The organism is Anabaena sp. AL09 (genome assembly GCF_001672255.1).
In the GTDB taxonomy this organism is placed as follows: Bacteria; Cyanobacteriota; Cyanobacteriia; order Cyanobacteriales; family Nostocaceae; genus Dolichospermum; species Dolichospermum lemmermannii.
This window is the reverse complement of sequence record NZ_LJOQ01000078.1, coordinates 2,643-6,254: the sequence shown is the minus strand read 5'-3', so window position 1 is coordinate 6,254 and position 3,612 is coordinate 2,643. Positions and strand designations below refer to the sequence as shown.

The following is a 3,612-nucleotide window of genomic DNA, read 5'->3' as shown; positions in this document are numbered from 1 at the left end:
AGCATCTTAATTTTTGAATTGACTTTAGTTATTATGTACTACTTTAAGGGCTTTTTTGATCTGTGACAGTTTGGGGTGCGGAATGTGGGATGTAAGATTTAGTGCTAGTTTCAGATGCCCACATTGCTTTATGTGGAAAATAATTTAATAGAAAATCATAAACATCTTGGTCATCGGCTTCATCAAGTTTTTGCAATGGTTCATAGCTAACAAGATATTCAACAAAAAACTCAATATTTAAGATGTGGTTTTTTATCGTTTTAGCTGAAAGATTCACTTTTTCTAACCATGCTTGAAAACCCTCGATAATCGGTTGATTATACTTTTCTATTTTGGCTACTTCTTTGTTAAAGTCACTCATAATCTACTATAATTCAGATAATTAAGCCCGTTTTGCTAACAACGTAGAACTATCACCTTGATGAAATTTGATTTTTCCTTCCAGTTCATTTTCGTCTTCCAATTTTAACCAACCACTACCAGAAGCCTCATCATTTTCATCATTGCCTTCCCAAGTAAATTCTAATTTGTTAGCATTGCCATCTTTAATGATATCCCCATCAATATATCCAGTAACCAATCCAAACTGAAACTCCCCATTTCCTTGTTCATCAATTTCAATATAAGCCTGTACTTCCATATTAAAATATCCATCATCCCAATTCGACATTTCATAAATATGCCAAGTTCCAGTAAATTCCATGATTTTATGCTCCAGAAAATAAATTAAATATATTACATCATTCTTTACTAAAAATTTCCTCTAGGGTTAGGGGTTTACCCGCAAGTTCAGAAGCTAAATCTCTGAGTTTAAACAAAGTTTCAAAATGTCCACGATCCAATTGTCCTTTTTTGGCAAATGACAGGGTTCTCTTATCTAAACCAGTCATTTCCTTAGCTTTTTGAATAGATATGTTTTTGTCTTCCGTCCAATAACTAGAAAGGTCAACATACTTGGTCATAAAAATACTTAGCTCCTGTTGGATTCTTCATTAGCTATTAATTCATCCCATATTTGGTTAATTTTGGAGTTTATTGCATCCATTGTGATGGATTCCCCTTCATGATTAAGACGCTGACAGGCTTCATAAAACAAAATCGTTTGCTCTACCTGTGCGCCCTCGGTTCTACCTTGACGGTCGGCTATCCGTGACAAAATGCCTCTGATATCCCTATCAAGTTTGTAGTTAACACGGTCAGTTAGTCGGTTTCTTCTTGGTCTTCCCACAGTAGTTATTGTCATGTTTACGCCTTTATTAAAGCAAAATACATCAGTTATTTTTTATATTACATGATAATTAGTTTTTCACCTGTACAAAACACATAAAATTATTATAATAGTTATGACAAAGGCGATCGCTCTCCCGCGAAGAAGTTGCGATCGCCCAAACCATTTATCAAGGCTAATATCATCATGACACAAATAGAGAAAACCAACGATAGCTTGCGTGGCGAAGCCATAGACCAAAGTTACTGCACACGTTTTAGCGATGGTGTCAGTGGAATGAGTGTAACAGCTTTAGCTCAATTCTGTGGAGTAGATAAGCCAGCAATCACACAACTGCTAAACCAAATAAGTGATTCTGACCCGTTCACGAATGATCTAAAAATTTCGCTGAAACCCTATGCTGGCAATGACTGGAGGCTGTTAACGAATGAACCCTCCGGCAGAGTTTTCATTATTGACGAAGTTTGTCATGCAGTTTTGGAATATTACGCACTGGAGGCAAGAAAGTATAAGGGCAAACAAATAGCGGTTAACAATTATCGCATGATTGCCAAAGCTGGGTTAAGGGTCTTTATCTGGTCACAAACTGGGTACTCCCTAATTAATCCAAGCTCTCAGGGAATAATCAGCAAAGAAGAATTATCAGCAATGATCACCACCGCTATCGAAAAATCCCTGACTCCCATCACCCAACAACTCAGTGAGATTCAAGAGCAGATTCAATTAGTCCCCGGTGTTAAACCCAAACGTCCCTGGACCCTGCCAGCTTCCACGCCACCGGAAGAAGTGCCACCAGATTATGTACAGATTGAAGACGGTTCTTGGCTTTCTCCCGAAGGTTATCAATCTATACTGAGACAAAGCAGACGGTCTTTACCTTGGGATGTCCGCAGACTTGATGGTTCTTACTAGGTATTGTATTGGGGCAGTTCTGGTAACTGCCTCGTAATTCTTCAGGGAAAACTGATTTGGGGGGTAATAGCAAAGCACTCCTGCAAGCAGTTCGCTTTGTTCACCCCAAATAAGGATACTGTGGCGGTTTAGTTTTCAGTAGTTCCGCCCAGTATTTTACAGCATTGCATTTGGTAGTTTCTATGTCGCGTTGTTTGTGAACTCTGCCAATTTCTACTAGATAGTATGTCAGTTTAATAGCAGTAAATAAATGAATAAATCCCACTGCTTTAAAATGCTGTAAAAATAAATGTACGATAATTTGTAATTTCTGTTTATGTCGAAAATGCAGCCACCATTGCATTTGATGTATGGCAATACTATTCTGATAATTTAATATAGTTTCCACTGCAATTAGTTTATCTTTAACTTGATCATAAAACTGCATTTCTCTATCATAATCACCCGCTTGATTAGCTAAATCAGCATCATCAGCTAATTGATAGGCTTCACTGATTAATTTACCAGCAGTTTCTGACTGTTCCTGACTATAACCAAGTTTTGTATAGATACCAGCAGCGGCATTTGCTAATTCTGTAAACTCCTCAGCATCATGTAACCAATATATCTGTGCTTGCAGTTCCCCTAATGTCATTGCTAAATCGTAATTCATAGTTTCTTCTAAGAATGTCCAAAAGGTTGACCCCACAAATCCCACATTTCCTTATTGAAAGGACTGCGCCACATCTGAATCATCTTTTGTTCTAATGCTTGACGTGGCTTTCTATCTACCGGAGCATCCCACCAAAAACCAATATTAACCGCCGTCGTTATATCATAGCGATAATGATAGCTCAGACACCAGTGTAGAATCAGAGATAAAGAAAGCTATGCGCCGGGACGAGCCAGTTTTTTTATATCGTTGTGGTGGTAGGGTTTTGTTAGCTCCTAATGGATATTACTGGAGGATGATGGACGAACATCCATCAATGCGGATTTACCAGTTAGAAGTTAAACAAGATTAGCTGTTGTTACCTCTTTTTTGATGTTTAGACTGGAGAATAGCATTCTTGATTTCCTCAACTGGACAATGATTCTCGATCATTATTTTGACCTGTGGCACTATTCGAGCCGCAACAGGTAAACTGCGGTTTTTCCATTCTCCATCAATTTTGATTTCATAGTAATACCCCCATCGCCAATGCAGATGGTTTAAAGGATCTCTTTCACCACTTACTTTAGGATAAGTAGCAATTGTGCCGTCCTTGAGTTTTTTATTTTCTACAAATGGTGCAAGACTGCCAGAAGCAATTTTTTTCTTTTTCGTGAGGGAAATTTCTGTATCTGTGGATAAGTTATTTTCCCTTACGAATTTCTCAGTCTCGTTATTCGTGAGGGAAATTTCTACATCTGTGGATAAGTTATTTTCCCTTACGAATTTCTCAGTCTCATCATTCGTGAGGGAAACTTCTACATCTGTGGATAAGTTATTT

Annotated in this window: 7 protein-coding genes and 1 pseudogene; 2 read left to right on the top strand and 6 right to left on the bottom strand. The window is 37.8% G+C overall.

Translation table 11 applies throughout. From position 1 onward, the window contains the following. Positions 1 to 43 precede the first annotated feature (43 nt). From AN490_RS14610 to AN490_RS14595, 4 genes are read right to left on the bottom strand one after another with little or no spacing between them, the layout of a single operon-like run. Complete coding sequence (locus AN490_RS14610) at positions 44 to 361, bottom strand: integrase (protein ID WP_300004622.1); 318 nt, start codon at positions 359 to 361, stop codon at positions 44 to 46. Between the two features lie 21 nt (positions 362 to 382). After that, entirely contained in the window at positions 383 to 703 is a 321-nt protein-coding gene (locus AN490_RS14605; RefSeq protein ID WP_300004619.1) for a hypothetical protein, read from the bottom strand. 37 nt (positions 704 to 740) lie between these two features. Further along, complete coding sequence (locus AN490_RS14600) at positions 741 to 962, bottom strand: hypothetical protein (protein WP_300004616.1); 222 nt, start codon at positions 960 to 962, stop codon at positions 741 to 743. A gap of 8 nt (positions 963 to 970) precedes the next feature. Then, positions 971 to 1,243, bottom strand: a complete 273-nt coding sequence (locus tag AN490_RS14595; protein WP_300004613.1) for a hypothetical protein — start codon at positions 1,241 to 1,243, stop codon at positions 971 to 973. Between the two features lie 171 nt (positions 1,244 to 1,414). Here AN490_RS14595 and AN490_RS14590 point away from each other — a divergent pair, with 171 nt between their 5' ends. After that, a complete protein-coding gene (locus AN490_RS14590) occupies positions 1,415 to 2,140 on the top strand; it encodes a hypothetical protein (RefSeq protein WP_300004610.1) in 726 nt (241 codons plus the stop codon). A gap of 100 nt (positions 2,141 to 2,240) precedes the next feature. On the opposite strand, the gene AN490_RS14585 is transcribed toward AN490_RS14590, so the two are convergent. Next, on the bottom strand, positions 2,241 to 2,792 hold the full coding sequence (locus tag AN490_RS14585) for a hypothetical protein (protein ID WP_300004607.1): 552 nt from the start codon (positions 2,790 to 2,792) through the stop codon (positions 2,241 to 2,243). Between the two features lie 217 nt (positions 2,793 to 3,009). Here AN490_RS14585 and AN490_RS14575 point away from each other — a divergent pair, with 217 nt between their 5' ends. Beyond that, positions 3,010 to 3,144 (top strand): hypothetical protein, encoded by a 135-nt coding sequence (locus tag AN490_RS14575; protein ID WP_300004604.1) that lies wholly within the window; start codon positions 3,010 to 3,012, stop codon positions 3,142 to 3,144. Here AN490_RS14575 and AN490_RS14570 read toward each other — a convergent pair. Next, positions 3,141 to 3,612, bottom strand: a pseudogene (locus AN490_RS14570) (hypothetical protein); the annotation flags it as partial. The gene AN490_RS14575 and the pseudogene AN490_RS14570 overlap by 4 nt on opposite strands.